Source organism: Armatimonadota bacterium, from assembly GCA_022563855.1.
Lineage (GTDB): Bacteria > Armatimonadota > Fimbriimonadia > Fimbriimonadales > Fimbriimonadaceae > JADFMN01.
Genome location: JADFMN010000010.1, coordinates 1 through 22,821 on the forward strand (window position 1 = coordinate 1; position 22,821 = coordinate 22,821).

The window sequence follows — 22,821 nt, forward strand, 5'->3', positions numbered from 1 at the left end:
CAGTCGGAGAAGTGCCGACGATGACGAGCTGCACTTGCCGCTCAGCCTGGTTCAGCGTGATCCCCGGCAGCACCGTCATCCAGCTGTCGTCGCTGGCGAGCAGGTCGGTCAACCCGCCGCCGGTCAGAATCCCGCGGAACAGCGAGAAGCTGTCTGGCTCAACGAGCACGGGCGCTGGCACGAGGCCGTACAAGGTTTGTACGGTCAGGGTGGTGGTAGCATTTTCCGCAAGACTCAAGCGCCAATCGAGGCCGACCTGGCCGTCCTGGTTAACGGTGCCGCTGTCTCCGACCGTGTTGTAGCCGACATAGGCTATGTAGTTCTCCCAGGTTGTCGGCAGCCCGAAGTTGTCCCAGACTACGACGTCCGAGCCGAACCCGAAGGCTGGCGGGCCGCCGGTGGGCTGGTGAGACTGCTTGCCGCCCCAGTAGAAGCTATTGGGATCGCCAGCGCCTGCTCTCATAGCCATCGCCTGGACTGTGCTGTTCGGGTTGTGCATGACCACCCATTCGAGCCCGTCGGCTGCCGCCACGTGGTCGTCTGTGAAGCTAGTACCCCAGATCAGGTCCGCGTCCAAAACGCGATTCATCGCGAAGTCCAGCTGGCCCCCACTGACGTTCGTGATCGTGTAGAACTGTTCGAGCATTGCGACCCCGGCGCTTACCGAAGTGACAACCTGCCGCACATCGAACTCCAGAACCACCGTACGCCCGGCCAACAGCTCGAAGGAACTCGAAGCCGTGAACGCGTTGACGTTGAAGACCGGAGTGGTGATATTTCTGGCCCAGGTGCCGCCTGAAAGGGTGCCGGTCCACTCCGGCATGTCGGTGAGAACCACCCGGTCGTTCCCGGAAAAGAGCCGGAAGCCCGCCGAGAACGTCGGCTGGCCCGGGCCCCCCACGGCCGGTTCGAAGTTGTCCACGTATGCCGCATTCCAGTTGCCGTATGCACCGTACGCGTCAATGTTGACGTCGAGATGGCCGACGCCGCCGACGCCGTTGTCGATGTTGACCGTCTGACCGAGGCCGATGACAGGCACTAGAATGGCCGCAATAGCGACCGATAGAATCAGATATCGTCTCATTCGTTTCCTCTCCAAAAAAAGATCAGTCCTGTAGTCAAGCGCTGCTCAACCGCGTTTTTGAACCTACTAAGAGCTTCTGTGTACCCCAAATGCAAACTGATTGCAATACCCCTGCAAAAACCCAGTAATTGTTCTGGGCGTGCCACGCCTGGCCTTCTAATTCCTTATTCTTTTGTGCTCTTTTTTTAGAACTCTCAGGCCGTGGCTCGCCGAAGTACTTTGTTCGTGGCCAGCGCGGCCTGAGGCCTAACCAGGAATCTCAACGGAAAGAGAGAACTGGCCCGGTTCGCGAAGCTTGCATGCTCGGGCGACCGCCCCAGAACAGCGCTCCTTCGATCCGCTCAGAACGACGGTTCTGGGGCTGACTTGTCGAGGCCATTTCGAGGTAGATCTGCAGCGCCTTTTCGTAGAGCGCGATCATCTCGCCCCTTTGCGACTCGTCGAGCAGCTTGGCCTTCGTCTTCGCCCACTCGATAGCGTCCTCGCACTGCTTGGCGAAATAGGCGCCGGCCTCGGGGGAGCCGATCGGCCTGCCCGGAACATCGATGTAGATCGGGCTCGTATGCGCGAAAACCGGAATGTTCTGGTTGAACGGAAGGTGCTCAGACGACGACGTGCGCGCAGCGATCCACGTGCTTCCGTCGATCAGCACGTCCACAGTGAAGCTCACTTTCCGAGCGCCGGTAGGGTTCTCCTTCGTCGCGACGATCTCACCGCCCCGGATGATCTCGATCCGCTCCATCGGAATCCGGCTCGACACTTCGACATGAACGGAAACCGTCTGGCCCTGCGAGGTGGTGATGGTGTCACCGATCGCCGCGCCGTCAACGCTGAGCTTCATCATCGGCCCGGTGGTCGTGAAAGTCCTGCCGGCGCGAATCCCGTCGATCCAGCCCTGGTAAGAAAGCGGCCCGTCAATCTTGACGTAGGTCCGGACCGAGCCCAGAACCTGCGTGTTCGTCATTTTGTCGGTCCCGGCGGTCGCCGGCACCCGAAAGCCCAAATTGAGGAACCGGTACCAAGTATCGGCCGGTCCAAGCTGCCCGAAGACGTCGTTGAAGGCGTCCCCCATAGTCATCAGGTCTATCGAGTCCACCTTCCCCAGCGCCATGTCGACGGCAAGCTCGCCCGAGGGGAACGGGAAGTGCGCCCAGGCCGCGAACCCTCCCTGCTCGTGAGTCCGGTCGAGCACGCTGGCCATGGTCGGGAAGTCATGGCCGCCGATGACGCCGCCGCCGGTCTGCGGGCCCCACGAAAGCGGATAGACGAGCTTTTTCAGGTTCAACAGTATCGTGTGCCCGATGAACCCGTGGCGGCTCTCCTCGTTGACGTAGACGATGTGCTCGGGCTCCGAGAGCAGGCTGGGGGCGCCCGTAAAGTGCTCCGCGTTCGTGATCAGCTCGGCCCACTTCGTCACAAGGATGTTGAGGACGTTCAAGTCCTCGCCCTTCATCTCCAGCATCCCGTTGGTGGGATCGATGAAGTGGACGTGCGTGTCGCCGGAGTACCACCCGTCCTGCGCAACGTTCGACCAGCGCTCCAATTCGACGTCCAGCGTCACGTCGTTGGAGCCTGTGACCTCGAAGTGCGACGTGAACGGCTCGTACTCTATGCCTCGCACGACCTCGATGTCGTATGAGCCGACCGGCAGCGGCAGCGTGAAGTCCGCCGGGACGTAGGCGAACGACTTCTCGCCCACCATCGCATCGCCGCCGACGTCAGGGTTCCATCCGGTGTGGATGTTTTTCACGTGGCCCTCGGGCGGCCAATAATCACCGTCGCTGTCGGTCACGCTGACGCGGGCGAAGACCGGCTCGCCCGTGGCCGCATCTCGCAGGCGTACTTCAACGGGGAACAGCAAGTGGTGCTCAGGAAGCCGGTCGTCCGCCTCTTGGAGTTCGAGAGGCGTCTCGGCGTCCATCTCGATTCTCACGATCAGCCACTTTTTCTCTTGCTTTTCAAGCTCGAACGTTAACGACAACCGCCACGTACCGTCGTAATGCACGACCGGCGTGACGCGTATCCGCTTGCCTACTTTCGTAAAGAACGCGTGGCGCAGAACAATCCTCTTCGTCCACGGTCGAGGCCTGGCCACCTGAGCGATGACACCCTCCTTCGTCGCGCCCCAGCTTGTCGTTACGTCGTCGTGCAGGACGGCGGCCGCGGCCTCCCCGTCGGAAACCGCCGTCGCGTATGCGAACGTCACCATCGCCTGACGCGCGGCGTCCATGTCCTCGTCGCCGTGGGCGGCGGGGCTCAGGGTTGACTCTTCGTCCTCGACAGGACCAAAACCCGAGGTCACGATCCCCAGTGCAACAAGCCCGGCGAGCGCGAACGATCCTCTCGCAAGATAGGTGTTCATGATTCCTCTTCGTTCATGCTTCACAGCACCGACCAACCAAATTACCCCAGTCCGCGACGCTCGGCCCTCTAGCCCTTGATCCGGTCGTGCTTTCTCAGGAGGTCGAGCACGTAGTCGACGTCCAGTGCCTCGACCGTTCCCCGGTGGCCCTCTACCGTCTCGGCCATGAAGAGAGAGTTGTAGATCGCTTCTTCTGTTGCTTCGACGACAGCTTGAAACAGCCGCGTCATTTGTGAGTTCGGGAAGTCGATGATCTCGGACGCACTCTGCCGTCTCTCAGGAGTACGACGGACGGAGTTTGCGGTGCTGAATGCGATGACGTAATCCCCCGAGCCGTTGGACATACTCGATCCGACTTTGCCGAGAGCGAGCAACGCGCGCTTGGCGAGCCGCTCCAGGTTTCTGTCGGAGAGTGGGAAGTCGGTTGCGACGACGATCATGATTGAGCCGTCTTGCATCGCAGACAGTTCTGGTCCGAGACCGTACTGCGCTATGGGAACTCCGAGAATTTGCAGGTTCCCTCCAAAGTTGGTTTGAACGAGAACACCGACTGTGGTCGGGAACTCTTTCGAGTAGTCGAAAAAAACGGGGTCGCGCGTTCGTGTGAAATCCCCCGGCCGACCTAAGCGCCCAGCACTGTAGGGAAATACCCTGCGCGAAGCCGTGCCGATACCGCCCTTGTGGCCGAAGCAGATCGTGCCGCGACCAGCGCCGACCGCGCCCTCTTGCACCGGGCCTCCCTTTGCAGCTTCAATCGCCTGACGGATCATCGCAGGCGTCAAGTGCCGACCGCGGATGTCGTTGAGGTAGCCGTCGTTCGTCTCGCCGACCACGGCGTTCACCGAGCGCGCGTTCTCGTTGCGATCGAGCGTCCATTCGATCGCCGCGCTCGCGCCTTCGGGCACATTCAGAGTGTTGGTCAGCACGATCGGCGTCTCGATCTCGCCAAGCTCGCGTACTTGGGTCACGCCCATGAGCTTGCCGAAGCCGTTGCCGACGTAGATCGCCGCCGGAACCTTGTCCTCGTACAAGTTTCCACCGTGCGGCAGTATCGCCGTCGCGCCGGTGTGGAGGTTCTCGCCGTCGTCGAGCGTGAAGTGCCCGACGAGCACCCCCGGCACATCGGTGATAGCGTTGTTCGGCCCGGTCGGCAGCGAGCCGACGATCACTCCCAGCTCGCGCGGTCGTTTCTTCTGTGCGTCTTGCTCAGTCGGAGCCGTCACAAAGGCCATCGACAGGCAGGCCAGCAGCGCGGTTGTCATCGCCCCTCCGATTCGGTGTTTCGCATGGTTCAGAGGATACACTGCCGGGTTGGGTGCGCGGCTAAGTGTCCGAAGGCGGACTAGGAGTCCGCCGACCGGGGTGCGGACCGGAGAGTCCGCGCTCCGTGGGTCAGCTCACTTCTAACCTTGCTCCCGAGCTCCTTCGATCCGCTCAGGATGACCGCTCGCCCTCCCGAACCGTCGCCCCTCGACCGCGCGGGCGAACGGTCTCGAGGTCAGTTGCCAGCGGTATCCGGCAGGCCGACGCTCAATTGGAAGCCGCCAGGTCGCGCTCAGTTGCGTGAGCGGCCTCAACCGTCTCTAGAACAACGCCTTCATCGTGCCCTCGAAGTTCGGCAATGTCCGACGCCGCGAGCATCCAGGAGAGCGTGGACTCCGCCCCCATGTTTTCGTTCACGCCGAGTGGTGTGAGGCCGTCGGCGCATCCGCCGGACAGCGGGTCCACCAGGGGCGTTCCGATGTCGTTCCGGCCGAGGAACCACTCGAACGCGGTCGTCGCGCGCTCGATCCAAACGGCATCGCCGGTGACCTCGAACGCCCGCCTCGCGGCGGCCACCATCGCGGCGGCGCAAAGCGGCTGCTGGTCGAATCGCGCTTTGCCCTTTCCCTTTCGCCACAACCCACTGCAACCGACTAGGCTTATGTGGCCGTCATCCGCCGTACACCCGTCGAACAGCCACTCCAGCGACTGGAGACCGTAACGGCGAAATCGCTCGTCGCCGCCCCACACCGAGGCCGCGAGGAGCGCCTCCGGGAGGCGGCCGTTGTCATACGCCACTATCTCCTCGAACCACCGCCACTTCCGCGTGGCCGCGCTTTCATATCTGTCGGCAAGGCGTTCGGCCAGCCTCCGGCCCACGTGCCTCACGGCCAATTCGCCTTCGAACCGGGACAGATAGGCGGATATTCCGAGCAGCGAAAACGCCCACGCCCGCGGACTGGTGAACTTGGGCAGTTTGACGAGCAGTTTGTGGAACAGTTCGAAGGCCACGCGCTGGCCTGAATGGCGCGGTGCATGCGCGGCCGCATAACCCGCGGCCCAAACCGTGCGACCGTGCGAGTCCTCAGAGCCGGTTTTCTCCAACCAGGTGCGGTCGTAAGACATGAAGTTCCGCATACGCGAGTTGGCGTCGTTGAAACCGTATGAGAGGAAAGACAGCGTGCGATGTATCAAGGCGAGCGCCTCGGGGCATTCGTTCAGCCGCCACTGGGCGCAGGCGACGAGCAAAGCGCGGGCGTTGTCGTCAGCGCAGTAGCCGTGGCTGTGGTCCGGGATGGCGTACTTCGCGTGCTGCAAAACGCCCGTGTCGTCGGAGAGCGCCAGCAGATGATCCCAACGCAGTTCCGGCTCTTGCGCCGCACGGGCGTGGGCAGCGACGGGGACAGGACGGCTTCCTGCAGCCAACTCAGAGCACAGTTCCCGATAGGTGCTACCGATGCTGGGCCACGTGAACCCGCGGCCGTGTCGGTACGCCGCCTTGCGCATCTTCACGCTTTTGACCGGATCGTCCAGCAGGTCTCGAAGGTTCTGAGCCAGTGCATCCGGGTCGTCGAACGGTGTCAGCAGCCCTCGGCCCGAAGCGAGCAGTTCTTGGGCTGCGGCGAACGGCGTGGCAACCACCGCCTTGCCTGCGGCCACGGCGTAGGCGAGAGGACCGGACGCGATCTGATCCGCACCCGTATAAGGCGCCACGTAGATGTCGGCGGCCTGGAGGTACTCCTCTACCTCCGTGTCGGTCAGGTGGCGGTTCACGAACCGAACCGTGTCAGTCAGGCTCAAGTCGGCCGCCATCCGTTCAAGACCCTCTCGATAGGCCTCGCCCTCCCACTTGAGAAGTTCCGGATGTGTCGCCCCGACCACAAGGTAAACGACGTCGCGATAGTCGGGCGCAAGCCGGGCCATAGCCTCAAGCGCCATCTCGATTCCCTTCCCTGGGCCCAGGTGGCCGAAGGTCATAACCACCCGTTTGCCCGCGAGGCCGAGCGACTCCTGATAAAACGCGGGATCGGAGAACGGCAGGTCAGGCGCGCCGTGCGGGATGAAAACGATCTTCTCAGACGGAACGTCGTACACCGCTTCGAGGATCGGCTTAGCGGCCTGCGCCAGAACCATAACTGCCGCAGCATGATCGCAAACTTGCTTGAGCGTCTCGCGCTGGCCGTCGGTCGGGTCTCGCAGGACGGTGTGCAACGTCGCAACCACAGGCCTTTTCAATGCAGCAAGCAGCCCCAGAACGAGATCGCCGTCCTCACCGCCGAAGATCCCGAACTCGTGCTGAAGGCTGACAATGTCGACCGGCGACCGGTTCAGGAAGTCCGCCGCCGTTCGATAATCCGACTGCCGGTCCCGACGAATATCATAAACGACCTCCGGCGGATAGTCAAGGTCGGCGCCCTCAGGGGACACGGCGACGACCTTTGGGAAGGCCTCTCCTCCTGCGACTTCGGAGGCGCCGTAATGGGCCGCCAAATCCCGAGCAAACGTCGCAAGACCGCAGCGAAGCGGAACGTAAGTGCTTACGATTGCGAGACGCGGGCCGTGGGGTCGCTTAGACCCTAGCACGAACATCCTCCTTGAACCTTCTTGGGCCGATTCGCGACCCTTGACCTGGGATCCAGCCGTATGCGGGAAGCCGATTGCGGAAATAGGCACGAGAAGGTATGACGACGATTCCGGACGTGTGAAAGGAGGTCCGCAACCAAGGCGGCCCATCGTATGCGGGGCGTGCCAAGTGGATCAAAGTCCGTATTCCCCTGGCGAACGCTGCGCATTCCTGCTGGAAGCCTGCATGGATCACACTCCAAATCCTAAGGGTGGCCGCCTAGCCCCTTCGCTGTACGGCTAGCAAGCTCGGGTTACCCAAGCGCCACGGCACCCGTATCCCGTTAATTATACCTGGCATTTCAGCCAGTCCAGAATCTCCCGGATGCTCCCCGTCGCGAGCGCCACTGACGAATCCGCCGCCCCGTAGTAGATCCTCAGCGTGTCGCCGTCCTCACAGACGGTGCTGCCGCACGGGAAGACCACGTCGCCGACGTCACCGACCTGCTCATACTCCTCTTCCGGTCCAAATATCCATTCGCTTCCCCTCGAGATCAACTTGCACGGATCTTCGAGGTCGAACAGAGCGACCCCAAGTCTGTAGATGCAGCCCGCGGGCGTGATGCGTACCCCGTGATAGAACAGGAGCCACCCTTCCGACGTTTCGACGGGAGGAGGCGAGAGACCGATCTTGTTCGCGTCCCACCACGCCCCTCGGCGCGCAGGGAGTATCACCTCGTGCCGGCCCCAGTGAATCAGGTCCGGGGAGCAACTGATCCACATGTCCGCAGAGCCCGCGCTGGCGCTGACCGGCCGGTGGATCATGTGCCACATGCCGCCAAACCGCCTCGGAAAGAGCGCGGCGTCCTTGTCTTCCGGGGGCAGGACGCTCCCTATGCGCTCGAACTCGACGAAATCCTTGGTGAGCGCGAGTTTCACATGCGGACCGCTCTCTGAAAAAGCCGTGAAAAGGACGGAATAGCACTCCATCTCTGGCAGGAACACGATCCTCGGGTCCTCTATCCCATATAGCTCGTCCGAGCCCGGGTTTTCATTCGGAATCAGCGTCGGCTTCGGATCGATCCTCCAGTCGGTCACTCCGTCGTGGCTACGGACTGCGGTCAGATGCGAGATGCCGCGCCGGTCCTCCACCCGCACGAGCAGGAGAGTATCGCCGTCGTCCAGTAGGGTGGCGCCGGGGTTGAAAACCGTATTGGCGGAGTAAGGCCATTGCCCGGGGGTCAGTATAGGGTTTCCCTCGTACCGCTTAAAAAGCTCTCTCACGTGACCGTTAATCATCTTACCTCTAAGGTTAGATACGGGAGGCATCAGGCAAAATTGTCGGCGTCAACAGCTAATGACCGCATCCGTATCTTAGCTAGGTTCTAGACTCCCGGGGGACGGCAATAACACCGTTATGCCACCCGTCGAGTTCAACCGCTACCATCAATTTGACGAACCAGCCTAGGTGCTGAGGGGTTCATAGTCTGAGTTTCCGGACCTGGTCTCGTTTGAGTTTATCGGCAGAGAGGCAGGAAAGCCTGGACATATGGCTGGCCTCCGCGACCCAAGAGAAGGCGTGTGACAGGGGGTGCCGCGGCTCGACACCGCTGGATAAGGTCGCTTGGCCGACCGACTCCTCGATATCGCATCGTCAAGCCGATGCTATCCAGCAGGGCGCAGTCCCCGCACTCTCAACGAACCCGCCTCAGGACGAACGGCGCGACAGCCCGTGAGTCCTGAGCCGGCGCGGCTCGCGGGGACGCTCGCCCTCCCAATCCGCCGAACCCCAGAACCGCCCCGGACCAACCCGCCCGCTATACTGCCCGCATGGCACGTGGGAAGTGGATTGGCACAGGGGTCGCGCTGGTTATAGTAGCCGGGGCGACAACATGGTACGCATCGCGCACTGAGTTGGGCTTGCAGCCCGACGGCTCGTATCTCGTCCCGTCCGGGCAGACGCTGACGCCGGTCGGCAAGATGGTGAAGACGGTCTTTGCGCGCCCGAAGGACATCGCCGTTTCCCCCGACGGACAGACTGTCGCGGTGCTGGCGACCGACGGCGTCCACTTCTACAACTTGGATGGCGAGGAGAGTTTCAAGGCAGGTTTCGGAGGTGCGGCGCTGGGGATCGCCTGGGCGCCGGACGGATCGACGGTCTACGCCTCGCAGAACAACGGATTCGTCGCACGGCTCGAGCGGACCGACGACGGCAAGTGGGCGCGGACGCAGATCAACATCGACCTAGAAGGCAAGAGCGGCAACCCGCAGGGCAACGGGCTGGCGATCTCTTCCGACGGCTCAAAGCTGTACGTCGCTCTGGGGATTCGCAACGCGCTGGTCGAATACGATTTAGAAGCGAGCACGGTCTCACGGGTAGTCGAGACGGACGTCGCGCCTTACCACGTTCTCCTCGATGGCTCGTCGCTGTACGTCGCCTGCCGGGGTGGGATAGAAGCCTCGCCTGACCGCATCTTTGCAGCGGACGCAGCCGGAACGCGTGTCAGGGTCGACCCGCTCACAGACGCGGCGGCGATGGGCACCGTGTTGCGCATCGACCTCGGCTCCTTTGCGGCCGAGCGGATCGCCAGCGGCCGCCAGCCTGGGGCGATGGCCGTCGCAAACGGCGGGCTCTACATAGCAATGTCCGACTCCGACATGGTCACCTTCGTCGGGCCAGACAGGATCGAGCACGCCTCAATGCGCCCGCCGGACGACGCGCACTTCGGCCAGATGCCGACCGGGCTCGCGATCAGTGACGACGGCACGAAGATGTACGTCGCGCTCGGCGGCGCGAACGCGGTCGCAGTGTGCGACATCACCGACGGCATCAAGATCGAGGGGTACTTCCCCACCGCATGGTTCCCGATCGACGTCGCGCTGGTCGGTGACCAGATCATTGTGCCGTGCGCGAAAGGGATCGGCGCGCGCACCGAGATCACGAGCGTGGGCTCGGTGACCCGCCATGGCATAAAGTTCCAAGAAGACCTCTACTACATCCACAACAACGTCGGCACGGTCCACTTCGTCGGACTCGACCAGATCCGCAACATCGACCGCATGACTGAGATGGTCGCGAGCAACAACTCTTGGGCGAAAGAACTTGCACCGCGCAAGGGAATCGACCCGGTGCCGATCCCCGCAAGAGTCGGAGAGCCGAGCGTCTTCAAGCACGTCGTCTATGTGATCAAGGAGAACCTGACCTATGACTCGGTGCTCGGCGACATGCGCGAGGGCAAGGGCCGCGCCGACCTCTGCATGTTCCCCGAGATGGTGTCGCCGAACCACCACGAGATCTCCCGCAACTTCGTCCTGCTCGACAACACCTATGTCAGCGGGACGAACTCCGCCGACGGCCACATGTGGACCAGCTCCAGCATCGCGAACGCCTATATGGAGCACAGCTACAGTGCCTACGCGCGCAGCTACCCGTACGACGGCGACGACCCGCTTGCGTATTCGCCGGAGGGGTTTCTCTGGAACGCGGCGATCAAGAGCGGGCTGAGCGTGCGGGTGTTCGGCGAGTTCGTAGACCAACCTTCGATCAAGCACAAAGAGACCGGCAGGAGCGGCACGTTCAAGGAGATCTGGGCGGACTACAAGAGCGGCGAAGGGATGTATGTTATCGAGGCGCACACGACGCTGAAAGCGCTCGAGCCGGTGCTTCACCCGAACTACATCGGCTTCCCCAGCAACGTGAGCGACCAGTGGCGCGTCGACCAGTTCGAGGCCGACCTCGCAATGTGGGAGGCAGCGGGCGAGATGCCGAGCCTGATCGTCATGCTGATTCCGAACGACCACACGCAAGGATTCACACCCGACTATCCGACGCCTTGGGCGGCGGTCGCGGACAACGATTTGGCACTTGGTCGCATCGTGGAGATGCTGTCGAACTCTTCGTTCTGGCCGGAGACTTTGATCTTGGGAATCCAGGACGACGCGCAGCTCGGGATCGACCACGTCGACGGGCACCGGACGTTCGCGTTCGTCGCATCGCCTTATACAAAGCGCGGCGAGACGATCTCTACGATGTACAACACGACGTCGTTTATTCGAACCATCGGGCTAGTGCTCGGGATGCCGGCGATGACGCGGTTCGACCGCGCCGCACACCCGCTGCTGGAGTGCTTCACCTCGACGCCCGACTTCACGCCGTACACGAAGCGCCCGAACCGGGTCCCGCTCGACCAGTACACGCAGCGTCCGGAGAAGCAGACCGATCTCTTGGCTCGCGAGCTGACGCTGAAGTCGATGCAACTGGACTGGAGCGAGGTGGACGAAGCCGACGCAGACATCGTCGCGCAGGCGGCGTGGCACTTCGCCTTCCCGGAGCGCGACTTCCCCTGGGAGTTCTTCGACCCCCGGCCGGATTTGGACGATCCGGAAGAGAACCGTCGTGTGGCTGAAGGTCAGAGCAGCGCGAAGAAATAGCTTAGACCACACGCTTCTCACTCGGATTCTCAGAGTCATCTAAGCGCAAGGCTCTTCGTCTCCGGTTGTTAGTAGCACATGACGAATCCTGAATAGAGCGGCGGGCCGATCCGGGTATCGTTAGACTGTGGTTAGCGCGTTATTGTTGTTCGCAATCAACGAAATAGGAGACATCACAGACCAGGAAGCCGTTAGCAGAATAGCTAAGGTTGCGAGACCCTTCAACCTGGTTCTGAGAGAGGCGAACCCTTCAGAATTCGGTACGTTCGGAAACGCGATCAATCACGTCACCGTCGTCGGACTCGGTGAATGCACTCACGGAAGCAGGGACGTGTTCTTGGCAAAGGCCAAGATGTTCAGGTATCTCGTCGAGAACCAAGGCTTCAGAGTCTTAGCGCTAGAGTCCGACTTCGCCTCGACATTGGACATGGATCGGTTTGTAACCACAGGCCAAGGCGATGCCACGGCAGCTCTTTTAGAACAAGGGTTTTGGACATGGGCTACTGAGGAGGTCCGCGACCTCTTGTTGTGGATGCATGCATATAACTCTGTAACCCCTCCTGACCGACAATTGCGAGTGGTCGGCGTCGATGCCCAAGACTCTTACGAAGTCCAGCGGTTCCTGATCGACCAGTACAAGCGAGCCGGAACGGCACTTCCTGAAATGGAGGACACAAACTGGTTTGCGGGCCTCACGTATGAAAACGACGCTGATCCTAAGAAACTGGTTCCTATTATGGAGAGGCACACCCAAAATGCACTCGAAGCGCTCGAAGTGTCGATTTCACATGAGGAGAGGCTGGTCTTGGAGCACGCCCAATATCTCCTTTCGAAGATGTTGTGGCATTTGGCACTAATCAGCAAAGGCGAACAACTTTGGGAGCTAAGAATCGACGTCGCCCCTCACATCGAGGAGACCTCCAAGAAAATGCCGAATCTCGGCGCGAAACTGCAACTCTCAGCCAAGTCACAAGAAATTCTCGATGGTGTCTCAGATTATGTCACCTCTGATTCCAGACAGATGCCCAGCCTTGCACGACTGCAATCTGCAGAAGTGGAACTGCGCGCAATCGACGGCGAAAGCGCGCAGAAGGCGGCAGACGTACTGAGGTATGTGGCGCTGACCATAGAACTCGCAACCAACCCTATCGCAGCCAATCGTGATCGAAACATGGCGGCTAACGTGACGTGGATCCAGGAAACGTTCATACCCGGATCGAAAGTCGTCTTCTGGGGTCACAACAGTCACGCTTCTCGCTTTGAGCACAACGGACGACCGTTCATGATGGGGGCACACCTCGATAACTCGATCGGGTCGAAGTACTTTCCGGTCGGGTTCGTGTTCAATGAGGGCTCGTTCAGGGCGAGTAGACAGGGAAAGATCCGACACTTCACAGCCGACAAAGCGAAACCTGGATCACTCGGCTCATACCTCGCGATGACTGGAAAGCCGACGTTCTTCCTTAGCCTAAACGACCTCGACCCCGAGACCTACGAATGGCTCAAGAAGCCGAGGCCTATTAGGGGCATCGGTGCTTCATACGACCCTGGTCAGCCAGAGAGATACTACGAAGTCCTCTCAGCAACAGAAATGTTCGACGGACTTGTCTTCATCAATCGGATACGAAGCAGTCGAGCCTTGACGCGCCATTAATATGCCTTCGCGAAAACCACGCGCTGTTTGCTCGGTTTGCCAGTAAGCACGCATTTGCCGGGCTCGTCGTCGCCGGGGGCGAGCGACTCGAGCGGGATCACGCGGATGGTCGCCTTGGTCTGCTCGGATATCTTCAGTTCCGTCTCGGTCGTGCCGTCCCAGTGGGCGAGCACGAAACCGCCGCCGCCAGTGCCCTCGAAACACGCCTTGAAGTCGTCCCACGTATCGACGCGGTGTGTGTTGTCCTCGCGCATCTTGAGCGCCTTGTCGTAGAGCGCCTGTTGCATCGTGCCGAGATGATCGGCGATCTTGGCGCGGGCGTCGGTCAGTGAGACAGTCTCTTTATCTTCGAGGTCGCGGCGCGCGAGGACGCAGTTGCCGGACTCCAGATCGCGCGGACCGAGCTCGACGCGCACGCACGCGCCGTGCAGCTCCCAGTCGTTGAACTTAAAGCCGGGGGACATCTTCTCTCGGTCGTCTACTTTGACGCGGACCGGCGCGCCGGACCAGCCTGCGTTTTTCAATTCGTCCGCAAGTTTGTTCGCCGCGACCATTACCGCTTCGAGCGCATCGCCCCGACCGATAGGAACGATCACGACCTGCACGGGCGCGAGCTTCGGCGGAGCGACAAGCCCTTTGTCGTCGCTGTGAGCCATGAGCAACGTTCCGATCAACCGAGTCGAGACGCCCCAGGAAGTCGCGTAGACGTACTCCAGTTTCCCTTCGCGCGATTGGAACTTCACATCGAACGCCTTGGCGAAGTTCTGGCCGAGGTGGTGCGACGTTCCGGCCTGGATCGAGCGGAAGTCCTGCACGAGCGCCTCGATGCAGTACGTGTGGTCCGCGCCGGCGAACTTCTCGTTCTCGCTCTTGAGCCCTTTCAGCACCGGCACGGCCATCCACTCTTCGGCGAACGTCGCGTAGCAGTCGTTGAGGATCGTCAGCGCCTCCTGCTCGGCCTCGTCGTACGTCTCGTGCGCCGTGTGGCCCTCCTGCCACAGGAACTCGGTGGTCCGCAGGAACAGCCGCGGCCGCATCTCCCAGCGCATGACGTTCGCCCATTGGTTGATGAGAAGCGGCAGGTCTCTATAACTTTGAATCCAATTCTTATACGTATTCCAGATGATCGTCTCGCTAGTCGGGCGGATGATCAGCTCCTCTTCGAGCTTCGCATCGGGGTCGACGATCAACTCTCCGTCGACCTCCTTTAGGCGGTAGTGGGTAACGACGGCGCACTCCTTGGCGAACCCTTCGACGTGCTCGGCCTCTTTGGCGAGGAACGACTTCGGGATGAGCAGCGGGAAGTAGGCGTTGACGTGGCCGGTCGCCTTGAACATGTCGTCCAGCGCGCGCTGCATCAGCTCCCAGATCGCGAAACCGTGCGGCTTGATGATCATACAGCCGCGCACGACGGAGTTCTCCGCCAGGTCCGCGCGCTTGACCAGGTCGTTGTACCACTCGGCGTAGTTTTCGCTGCGGGGGGTGATCCCGAGTTCCTTGCTCATTGACCTTGGGATTGTGGCATAGGGAGGGTCAAGGGTTGAGGGTCGAGGGTCGCATCCTATTGTGGTGCGGACATCCTGTTTGCACTGAGCAGGCTGGAAGCCTCCAAAACTGATCGAGCAAGAGGCGAGTGACGCCCAATCGGGCCAGACGCAGCGATCTCGTCACGAATACTGAATCCAGTAGCTACGATAAGCCTTCAACCACTGCTTCGAAGAATAGTCGTGTCCTTCTTCCTCGTATCGTCTAGCCTGAAAGCGGATGAAGTCGCCAACACACTTCTTCTGGCGCTCGTTCAGCAAGGACCATTGCCCAAGCGTGTAGTCCCGGAGAAAAACGCGTCCGAGGGTTAGTTGGAATGGGAACCCGTCCAGCGCGTCACCGGACAGCTCGCGCAACATCCCAGCAGGCAGGTAGTATCGAAACCCGATAGAATCCAAGAACGACCATCCGCCAACACCCGTGCTAGCGTCCCAACCCTCGTCATCGACAAGCTCATTCCAGGATGTGTCCTTGTCACACGCGCGAGCCGCTGTGCGCTTGGCATCCGAGCCGTACTCGTCGATGATCACGGACTCACTCCAAGACACGCCACCCTCGCGAGAAACGCCAGAGAAGGCCTTGTCAATCTCGGTTACCAGCCGTGCTTGCTCTGATTTCAGTTCTGGAGAGACTCGTGACACTTCCACAACGATGGTACCGAGCAATGAAGGTTTGATGCCTCATGGTCGAAACGACATTGTGGTGCGGGCATCCTGTCTGCACGGTGCAGATGAAGACATCTGCACCACAAACTACTCTGCCAGCACCCACTCCATGAGCGCGGCTGCAACCCACGTCGGTTTTGGCTGGTGGTAGAGGTCGCTGGCGTCGGTGTGGGTGATGTCGATGATTTGGCCCTGCATCTGGCCGCGGAGGTAGCGGAAGACCTGGCCTGCATCGCGCGCGTCGCTCTTCGCCGTCACGCAGTGCTGGTTATAGCCCCAGTAGTCGCCCTCTCCGAGAATGCGCATGCCTTCTTCGATTGTCTTTTGCGCGAGCGCGAGACCCTCTTCGTCAGGGTCCTTGGAGTCCTCGGGTGCGTCGCCATAGCCGATGCCGTGGTGGAACGCGTCCGCCGTTGAAACGATCACCGCGTTCTCGGCGAGGCGCGCAAGCTCGTCGATGCCGGGGAGGTTTTCGGGGTGTCCGCCGGCAAGGTACGGATACCGCTCGTGCACCTTCGGGCCTTTGATCCCCCTTCGTTTGGTTTCCGCGGCCCAGAAGTGCCGCCAGCTCATGGGCGCGTGGTCTGTCTTCCACTCTTCTCTGCCTTGCAGGTCGGTGCCTTGGATCCCCCAATGGGCAAAGTTTGAAGGGTCGTCGCCTTCCGCAACTTTGACCCGCGCCTCTTGCATTTCGTCGGTGAACGCGTGCAGGACGCTGACGACGATGACGTGGTCGGCCTGCGAGTCGAGGCACGCGTTGACGCAGGCGGCGATCTGGTAGCCGCAGTCGTGGACGCCGGCGTGGGGGAACACGAGGACGCCGCCGTTCTCAAGCGTCGGAGCGAGACTCCACCGTCGCGCGCGGTCGAGGTGCTCAAGGGTTCCTTTATCGCCGAGGCTCGCGTGCTCCTTGCGGTAAAGCGCGAGGATGTCTTCGTGGAGAGTTCGCCGGTCAAGCTTCATGAAACAATTATAGAACGGCGCTCGGCCGGAGTTCATTGCTCATGGGCCAGGGGTGTCTGGCACCGGGAGGGTCGATCTGAAAGCGGTCGTTCGCCATCCTGAGCGGATCGAAAGACGGCTGGCCCAGCCCCATACCCGTCATCCTGAGCGGATCGAAGGAGCGCGGGTCTGGGGCGGTCGCTTCGCGGTAAAGTTCACGCCAGGGTGAAGAACCCCGCCGTCTACATCGGAGTCACGTCCGATCTCGAAAGGCGCGGGGGCTTGGATTCTTCGGCCTGGTATTTTTCGTGTCTGTGGCTAAAGCCGTAATCCCCCACCGCACTCCTTCGATCCGCTCAGGATGACGGTGGGGGATTACTAAGCCTGTCCTCCCAATCCTTCGATCCGCTCAGGACGACCGTGAGGGATTGCTGAGCCCGGTGTGCCACGGTCAGGCCCGAAGGGTTTGGCAGTGTCCGTATCGAAGATGATGGCGGGGCATGACGGAACCCGTCCCGCCGACCCCTTCGATCCGCTCAGGACGACGGTTGAGGGGATCGGCATCACACAACGAACCGTGATAGCGGTAGCCTAGCCGCATGAGTAAGGTCTGGTTCGTCACCGGTTGTTCGACCGGGTTCGGTCGCGTGTTGTGCGAAGAGCTTCTGAAGAAGGGAGAGCGGGTCGTTGCCACGGCGCGGAAGGTCTCGACGATCGAAGACCTCGCATGCGACGACTGCCTTTGCGCGACGCTCGACGTCACGAAGCCGGAGGAGATCAAGACCGCGGTGAAAGCGGCGATGGACCGGTTCGGGCGGATCGACGTGCTGGTCAACAACGCGGGGTACGGCGAGATGGGCGTGATCGAGGAGTTCACGATCGAGCGCGCCCAGCGGCAGTTCGACACCAACGTGTTCGGCCTCATGAGAGTGCAGAGCGAGGTGCTGCCGATCATGCGCGCGCAGGGCTCGGGGCACGTGCTGAACCTATCTTCGATCGCGGGGCTCGCTTCGTTCCCGTTCGTCGGGATGTACTGCGCGACCAAGCACGCGGTGGAGGCGATCAGCGAGGCGATGGCGCAGGAGGTCGAGGGTTTCGGGATCAAGGTCACCCTCATCGAACCGGGTCGGTTTCGCACGGACTTCTCCGGGCGGTCGCTCGGACTTCCGAAAGTCAAAGACGGGGCGTACAAGGAGACGACCGAGGACTCGATTAAAAAGTACGAGGAGATCCACGGGACTCAGCCTGGCGATCCGGTCAAAGCGTGCCTCGCGATGATCAAGGTCGTGGAGAGTAGCGACCCGCCGTTGCGGCTCTTGCTCGGGCCGGACGCGTTCGAGTGGGCGCACGAGAAGATCGACGAGATGAAGAAGGACTTTTCCGACTGGAAGGAGGTCTCGGTCAACACGGACTTTGACGAGTCTTGAACCCCCTCCCGAACCCTCCCCCAGGGGGGAGGGGACTCTTAGTGAACGACCTTGACTCGAGCCGACGACGTCGCCAGCTTGCGGTTCTTGCTCCACGCCTCGACGCTGAAGACGTGCCACCCCTCAGTCAGGCGCGACGCGCCGATCGTGACGTACCAGTGCTGCTTTCCGTGCCCTTCGTACAGCAGTCTGCCGTCGATGCGGAACTTCATCATGAGCGACAGATCTGTCGTCCGACACCAGGCGGACAAGTCGATCTTGCCGGAGACTACGTCGCCGTTTCGAAGGGGAAATGGAGAGATCGGCAAGCCGTCGCTGGAGCTTCCTTCTCCATCTTCGGTCAAGTCTTGAGCGGCCGCGCTCGTCGATAAGAAGTACGGGGCGTCGATCAGTTGTCTGTACGCCTTCAGCAGTTTCGCGCTTTGCGTAATTGCGTAGTTGTTGTTCATCCTGTGCGACAGCTCCAAGTTGTTCCCGTTGAAGTAGTTGATCGCCTTCACCCTCGGGTACTTGCGCGGGAGCGCGGCATAAAGACCGTATAAATTCCGCAACGCGAAATCCGTCACTGACTTATTCTCCAACGCGGAAAAGTGCGTCGTGCCGTATTCCCCGATCATGATCGGCTTCTTCCTGCTGTACTTCCGATACACCTTGTCGAGCATATCGACCGGATGCACGTGCCGCGCCGGCATCGAGCGGTCTTGATTGAAATAAGTAACGCTGTACATGTTCACGCCGACCCAGTCGACGTATTCGTCTCCGGGGTAGTAGCTGTCGATCGTTGTTGCTGGAGTGGTGTAGGGGCACCAAACCATGGCGACGTTCGGCGCGTGCCGTTTCATGACGCGCGATACAAGTCGGAACTTCTCTCTGTAGACCTTAGGGTCTTTTCCGTACTCGACCCAAGCGCCGTTCATCTCGCTGGCAAACCGCAGAAAGATCTTTGCGCCCGTGTTCTCCATGTCCTTTGCGAGCCGTGTCAGATACTCGTCATCCAGCACATACTCGATCCCGCGGTTCGGCTCGAGAGCAATGTGCACGATCTTCTCCTGCATGCCGAGAAGCGCGACCCAGTCCTTAGGGATCGGGCGCCCGTAACCCAGGTAGAAGTAGTACGACGCGTGCACCTTGCCAACGATCTTTTCGAACTCCTCCGGCAGGCGCCGCGTTCGCCCGATCGAGTCGTCGTAACCTTTGGTCAACGTGGAGTCGAGATCGATGTAGGCACCGAGATAACATCCGTAAGCGGGCTCGTGCTTGGCTGCCGTGAAGTTCGCTCGCACCTCTCGCTCGGTAGGCTTGCGATCGACGTACAACCCGAGCCTCAGATCTCTTGCAGTAGAGCCGGAAAGCACGACGGAAGCGAGCAAAGCCGTGACGATCACGCTTCATCCTCCCGAGCCGGTGCGCGGCGCTTGATGCGGCTGAGAACGATTGCACCGACAATGCCGGATACCAACGATCCGAGCAAGATACCGAGTTTGGCGCCGGTGCCGAGCGACTCATCAATGAACGCGAGATCAGCGATGAACAGCGACATCGTGAATCCGATACCGCCGAGGAACGCAACGCCAACGATGTGCTTCCAACTGATGAATCGCGGGAGAACGGCTATGCCCGTCCTCACGGCGATCCATGCGAAGAGCGAGATACCGACCACTTTTCCGATGACCAGGCCGAGCACGACACCCAGCGTAACCGATTGGGTGAGCTGTTGCACCCCCACGCCGCTCAAGACGATGCCCGCGTTCGCGAGCGCAAAGACCGGCATGATGATGAAGTTGACGGGAGCGTGCAGGGTGCGCTCCAGGCGCTGAAGCGGCATCTGCACCTCTTCGCAAGATTTTTCGATCGAGTACAGCGCGCTCTGCCGTTCTTCGCTGAGCAGGGCGTGCGACTCATCGATCGTCTGCCCTCGTTCGAAGCGGTCGAACAGGGCGCGCCCTTTCTGCAAGAACTCGCTGACGTTCAGGTGGACGCGCGTCGGTATCGTCAACGCCAGCACGACGCCTGCGACCGTCGCATGGATGCCTGAACTGAGGACGGCAAGCCAAAGGCAGACGCCGATCAGCAGGTACGGCATCAGATTGCGAATCTTCAGGATGTTCAGTCCGATGAGCAAGCTAGTGAGGCCGCCGGCGATCAGCAGCGCGGTGACGTTCAGCTCGCTGGAGTAGAAGACCGCAATGACCATCACGGCGCCGAGGTCATCGACGATCGCGAACGCGGTCAAGAATATCTTGAGGCTGAGCGGCGCGCGCGTCCCGAGCAAGGCGAGGATGCCGAGCGAGAAAGCGATGTCCGTCGCCATCGGAATCGCCCAACCGTCCTCGCTAGGCGTGCCTTTGTTTATGGCGAAAAAGATGAGCGCCGGAACAACCATGCCACCGACCGCAGCCATGATCGGCAGGGCGGCGTTCTTCAGCGTCGAGAGCTCGCCAACCAGCATCTCGCGCTTGATCTCCAGCCCGACCAAGAGGAAGAACACGGCCATGAAGCCGTCATTGATGACGTGGTGCAGGGTCAGCTCAAGCGACAGTCCGCCAAAGCTGATGGCAAAATCAGTCTCCCATAGGTCTTGATAGGAGTCCCCCCACTGCGAGTTTGCCCAGGCGAGCGCGGTGACCGTACAGATAAGCAGGAGAACTCCGCCCGCAGCTTGCGACTGCGTGAACGCGGTGATCGGGCGCACGACGGTGAGCCGCACGATCCGTCGTACTTTCTCGAACCTAGCCATCGACGATCTCGCTTACTTTAGCAGACCGAACGGAATGTCGCTTCTGCCCTCTTGACGATCTCGTCGATCTGGGCGTCTTCAATCGTGATGGGAGGGGCGAATCGGAACGTTCGGCTGCGTGTCTCCTTGGTCAGGATTCCGTTCTGTAGGAAGGCATCGACCAAGCGTTCGGTGTCGACGCCCTCTGCCACCTCAACGCCGACCAGCAGGCCGCGCCCCCGAACGTCGATGACGTTCGGGATATCCCAGGCCCGGAACGCTGCCATCAGCCTGTTTCCAAGCCGCTCGCTGCGCTCCGCGTACCGTTTCGTCTCCATTTCTGCGAGCCCGGCGAGCGCGACCGCCGCACCCAGCGGATTCCCTCCAAACGTGCTGCCGTGGTCGCCGGGTGTGAACATCTCCATCACCTCGCTGCTGCCGATCGCTGCAGAAACCGGCAGCAGACCACCGCCCAGCGGCTTGCCGACGCACATGAGATCAGGCTTGGCGTCCTCGTACATCCACGCGAACTTTCTTCCCGTCCGGCAGAAACCGCTCTGAACCTCGTCCCAAACAAGCAGTACGTTGTTCTCGTCGCAGAGTTTTCGCACAGCGGCCATCCACCCATCGGGCGGAATGATGATGCCGCCCTCGGCCTGAATCGGCTCGCAGAGAAACGCGGCCGTGTTCGGCGTTATCGCGGTCCGGAGCGCATCGATGTCGCCGAACGGAATCACTTTGAAACCCGGAGTGAACGGACCGAACCCATCCTTGTACTGTTGCTCCGTGCTGAAGCCGACGATCGTCGTGGTTCTGCCGTGGAAGTTGTCGTTGCAAGCGATGATCTCGGCCTGGCCGTCTGGCACGCCCTTGACTTTGTACGCCCACTTTCGCGCGAGCTTGATGCACGTTTCCACGGCCTCCGCGCCGGTGTTCATCGGGCAGACCACGTCCATTTCGCTGTATTCGGCGAGCGCCTGGATGAAGAGCGCGACCTCAGTCGTGTAGAACGCTCGGCTGGTCAGCGCGATCTTGCCAAGCTGCTCGATCAACGCGCGCACAACGGCCGGATTTTGGTGGCCGTGCGCCACCGCCGAATACGCGCCGACGCAGTCGATGTACTGTTTGCCGCTGCCGTCCCAGACGAACACGCCCTCAGCGCGCACGATGTTGACCGGCATCGGGTGGTAGTTGTGAGCGCCGTAGCGCTCGGTGATTGCCATGGAGTCCGCGTCACTTAAAGAGTTGACGACGGAAAGAACCCCTTGATCAGCAATCTTCTGCCAGAGATCAGTGCCTGCTTGGACCATGCTCTATTTTGACGGAGTTGGCGGCGTCAGTGCACGGAATCGAGGCTGACGGACTAGTCGTAGATGTCCTTTCTTACGCTGAACATCCGACGCTTCAACTGGGCGAAGACAATGCGTTTCGTGTGGCCGTCGGCCCAGAGAGTGACAGAGCCGCCGCGGTGCAGAAAGCTGAAGTGATCTGCCAGGTATTGAAGATGCACGGGCGGGTTCTCTTCCCAGTCGATCGGTTGCAAGAAGTTGCACAGCGGCACGCGCGCGTTGTGCTCCCACAATACAAGCGTGTTTGTTGCTTCCTGCATCTCAGAGTCCCGGATGGCGAGGTGATTGAGATACCCCTGTGAATCCAGCCAACTTTCGCGAGAGCCCGGGCCGTACTCCTTGCCCTTGGCGCGCGGGTTCGTCTCGTAGTACTCCGATGGCCTGGTAGGGTTGAACCAGTTGTACGCCACGGCCATCTGCCATTTTCGCGGCTGGTTCGGACACGACTTGATCGCTTCGCTCTTGATATACGGATCGATCGCTCCAAGTCTGGGACGGTTGACTGCCGGTTCATTGACCTTTCCGGTAAAGCCACGGGTTAGCGGCGTGTTGTTGTTGTCATAGCCGATCCACATTTGCAGAGGCGAGAACTCGGGCCCGACTGGGACCGTGTTCGAGGCTGGAGCCCACCTGTCGTCGAAATCGGCGCGGTACAGCGCCAGCGCCATTCCCAGTTGCCTGATGTGGAGAATGCAGACAGTCTGCTTGGCGGACTGCTTCGCCGAAGCGAAGACCGGGAACAGAATAGCTGCGAGGATTGCGATAATCGCAATCACAACGAGTAGCTCAATAAGTGTAAATGCAGTCTTCCGCATCGCAAT

15 protein-coding genes are annotated in these 22,821 nt (G+C 60.8%); 3 read left to right on the forward strand and 12 right to left on the reverse strand.

The genetic code is table 11. The features are described 5' to 3' along the window. The 5 genes from IH944_11830 to IH944_11850 form a co-directional block, all read right to left on the reverse strand. On the reverse strand, positions 1 to 1,084 hold a 1,084-nt coding region (locus IH944_11830), incomplete at its 3' end, for a hypothetical protein (GenBank protein ID MCH7905236.1). Between the two features lie 259 nt (positions 1,085 to 1,343). Then, positions 1,344 to 3,446 (reverse strand): CehA/McbA family metallohydrolase, encoded by a 2,103-nt coding sequence (locus IH944_11835; GenBank protein MCH7905237.1) that lies wholly within the window; start codon positions 3,444 to 3,446, stop codon positions 1,344 to 1,346. A 68-nt stretch (positions 3,447 to 3,514) separates the two neighbouring features. Beyond that, positions 3,515 to 4,708, reverse strand: a complete 1,194-nt coding sequence (locus IH944_11840) for a P1 family peptidase (GenBank protein MCH7905238.1) — start codon at positions 4,706 to 4,708, stop codon at positions 3,515 to 3,517. A gap of 268 nt (positions 4,709 to 4,976) precedes the next feature. Then, positions 4,977 to 7,292 (reverse strand): glycosyltransferase family 4 protein, encoded by a 2,316-nt coding sequence (locus tag IH944_11845; protein ID MCH7905239.1) that lies wholly within the window; start codon positions 7,290 to 7,292, stop codon positions 4,977 to 4,979. Between the two features lie 327 nt (positions 7,293 to 7,619). Next, positions 7,620 to 8,570: a glycosidase gene (locus IH944_11850; protein ID MCH7905240.1), complete on the reverse strand. Its 951-nt coding sequence runs from the start codon at positions 8,568 to 8,570 to the stop codon at positions 7,620 to 7,622. Between the two features lie 531 nt (positions 8,571 to 9,101). Between IH944_11850 and IH944_11855 the strand changes: the two genes are divergently transcribed. Together IH944_11855 and IH944_11860 are read left to right on the forward strand one after the other, a co-directional pair. Continuing rightward, a complete protein-coding gene (locus IH944_11855; GenBank protein MCH7905241.1) occupies positions 9,102 to 11,702 on the forward strand; it encodes a hypothetical protein in 2,601 nt (866 codons plus the stop codon). A 127-nt stretch (positions 11,703 to 11,829) separates the two neighbouring features. Next, positions 11,830 to 13,356 (forward strand): erythromycin esterase family protein, encoded by a 1,527-nt coding sequence (locus tag IH944_11860; protein MCH7905242.1) that lies wholly within the window; start codon positions 11,830 to 11,832, stop codon positions 13,354 to 13,356. Here IH944_11860 and IH944_11865 read toward each other — a convergent pair. The 3 genes from IH944_11865 to IH944_11875 form a co-directional block, all read right to left on the reverse strand. Continuing rightward, positions 13,353 to 14,861, reverse strand: a complete 1,509-nt coding sequence (locus IH944_11865; protein MCH7905243.1) for a proline--tRNA ligase — start codon at positions 14,859 to 14,861, stop codon at positions 13,353 to 13,355. The genes IH944_11860 and IH944_11865 overlap by 4 nt on opposite strands. A gap of 162 nt (positions 14,862 to 15,023) precedes the next feature. Then, the gene (locus tag IH944_11870) at positions 15,024 to 15,542 is read right to left on the reverse strand and encodes a hypothetical protein (GenBank protein MCH7905244.1); all 519 of its coding nucleotides are present in this window, start codon (positions 15,540 to 15,542) and stop codon (positions 15,024 to 15,026) included. A gap of 111 nt (positions 15,543 to 15,653) precedes the next feature. After that, the gene (locus IH944_11875) at positions 15,654 to 16,529 is read right to left on the reverse strand and encodes a hypothetical protein (GenBank protein ID MCH7905245.1); all 876 of its coding nucleotides are present in this window, start codon (positions 16,527 to 16,529) and stop codon (positions 15,654 to 15,656) included. A 578-nt stretch (positions 16,530 to 17,107) separates the two neighbouring features. Between IH944_11875 and IH944_11880 the strand changes: the two genes are divergently transcribed. After that, a complete protein-coding gene (locus tag IH944_11880; protein MCH7905246.1) occupies positions 17,108 to 17,935 on the forward strand; it encodes an SDR family NAD(P)-dependent oxidoreductase in 828 nt (275 codons plus the stop codon). Between the two features lie 38 nt (positions 17,936 to 17,973). Here the strand turns inward: IH944_11880 and IH944_11885 are convergent, their stop codons facing one another. The 4 genes from IH944_11885 to IH944_11900 all read right to left on the reverse strand — a co-directional run bounded on the left by IH944_11885 (position 17,974) and on the right by IH944_11900 (position 22,815). Next, on the reverse strand, positions 17,974 to 19,320 hold the full coding sequence (locus IH944_11885) for a copper amine oxidase (GenBank protein ID MCH7905247.1): 1,347 nt from the start codon (positions 19,318 to 19,320) through the stop codon (positions 17,974 to 17,976). Beyond that, positions 19,317 to 20,672 carry a Na+/H+ antiporter NhaA gene (nhaA, locus tag IH944_11890; protein ID MCH7905248.1) on the reverse strand — a complete coding sequence of 452 codons (1,356 nt, stop codon included), beginning with the start codon at positions 20,670 to 20,672 and terminating at the stop codon, positions 19,317 to 19,319. The genes IH944_11885 and nhaA overlap by 4 nt, the downstream gene beginning before the upstream one ends. Positions 20,673 to 20,689: 17 nt before the next feature. Continuing rightward, positions 20,690 to 21,874 (reverse strand): ornithine--oxo-acid transaminase, encoded by a 1,185-nt coding sequence (gene rocD, locus IH944_11895; protein ID MCH7905249.1) that lies wholly within the window; start codon positions 21,872 to 21,874, stop codon positions 20,690 to 20,692. Between the two features lie 140 nt (positions 21,875 to 22,014). Next, complete coding sequence (locus IH944_11900) at positions 22,015 to 22,815, reverse strand: prepilin-type N-terminal cleavage/methylation domain-containing protein (GenBank protein ID MCH7905250.1); 801 nt, start codon at positions 22,813 to 22,815, stop codon at positions 22,015 to 22,017. Between the last annotated feature and the right edge of the window lie 6 nt (positions 22,816 to 22,821).

Bases quoted from the DNA above. Each gene is read 5' to 3' on its own strand.
- IH944_11835 (MCH7905237.1), bottom strand. From the start codon at position 3,446: ATGAACACCTATCTTGCGAGAGGATCGTTCGCGCTCGCCGGGCTTGTT.
- IH944_11900 (MCH7905250.1), bottom strand. From the start codon at position 22,815: ATGCGGAAGACTGCATTTACACTTATTGAGCTACTCGTTGTGATTGCG.
- IH944_11875 (MCH7905245.1), bottom strand. From the start codon at position 16,529: ATGAAGCTTGACCGGCGAACTCTCCACGAAGACATCCTCGCGCTTTAC.
- IH944_11865 (MCH7905243.1), bottom strand. From the start codon at position 14,861: ATGAGCAAGGAACTCGGGATCACCCCCCGCAGCGAAAACTACGCCGAG.
- IH944_11855 (MCH7905241.1), top strand. From the start codon at position 9,102: ATGGCACGTGGGAAGTGGATTGGCACAGGGGTCGCGCTGGTTATAGTA.
- IH944_11840 (MCH7905238.1), bottom strand. From the start codon at position 4,708: ATGACAACCGCGCTGCTGGCCTGCCTGTCGATGGCCTTTGTGACGGCT.
- rocD (MCH7905249.1), bottom strand. From the start codon at position 21,874: ATGGCAATCACCGAGCGCTACGGCGCTCACAACTACCACCCGATGCCG.
- IH944_11880 (MCH7905246.1), top strand. From the start codon at position 17,108: ATGAGTAAGGTCTGGTTCGTCACCGGTTGTTCGACCGGGTTCGGTCGC.
- nhaA (MCH7905248.1), bottom strand. From the start codon at position 20,672: ATGGCTAGGTTCGAGAAAGTACGACGGATCGTGCGGCTCACCGTCGTG.
- IH944_11850 (MCH7905240.1), bottom strand. From the start codon at position 8,570: ATGATTAACGGTCACGTGAGAGAGCTTTTTAAGCGGTACGAGGGAAAC.